Here is a 704-nt window from a genome sequence, read left to right on the forward strand (position 1 = left end):
AGGTGATCCGCCACCGCGGCGCCATCATGCCACGCACCGAAGGCGCCGTGCATTGAGGGCTTTTCGGCGCCTCTGACGGGCGTGGCCGCCCTCCTCCCTGTCCCTCCCCCGCAAGGGGGGAGGGAACGCAAGCCGCGACGCCTGCGGAAAAACGCCGGCCCCTGTCGTGCCCCGCGGCGAGGAGATGAACCCGAGATCCGCTGATGGCCCCTCCCCCCCGCCGGCTGGTCACCGCCGAGCGCCGCGACGAGGACGCGGCCGAGACCTCGCTGCGCCCCCAAAAACTCGACGACTTCGTCGGCCAGGCGCAGGCGCGCAAGAACCTCGCCGTGTTCATCGAGGCGGCGCGCGGCCGCAAGGAGGCGCTCGACCACGTGCTGTTCGTCGGGCCACCCGGCCTCGGCAAGACGACGCTCGCCCGCGAGCTCGGCGTCGGCTTCCGCTCGACCTCCGGCCCGGTGATCGCCAAGGCCGGCGACCTCGCCGCTCTCCTCACCAACCTGGAGGAGCGCGACGTCCTGTTCATCGACGAGATCCACCGGCTCAACCCGGCCGTCGAAGAAATCCTCTACCCGGCCATGGAGGACTTCCAGCTCGACCTGATCATCGGCGAAGGGCCGGCGGCGCGCTCGGTGAAGATCGACATCGCCAAGTTCACCCTGGTCGGCGCGACGACCCGGGCCGGTCTGCTGACCAACCCGCTG

1 protein-coding gene is annotated in these 704 nt (G+C 71.0%); it reads left to right on the forward strand.

Going from position 1 to position 704, the window contains the following annotated elements; translation table 11 throughout:
- Positions 1-203: 203 nt before the first annotated feature.
- Positions 204-704, forward strand: a 501-nt coding sequence (locus ABTU92_RS28605) for an AAA family ATPase (protein WP_408094963.1), incomplete at its 3' end; no start/stop codon positions are given.

This window comes from Rhodoplanes sp. SY1 (assembly GCF_046000175.1).
Lineage (GTDB): Bacteria > Pseudomonadota > Alphaproteobacteria > Rhizobiales > Xanthobacteraceae > Rhodoplanes.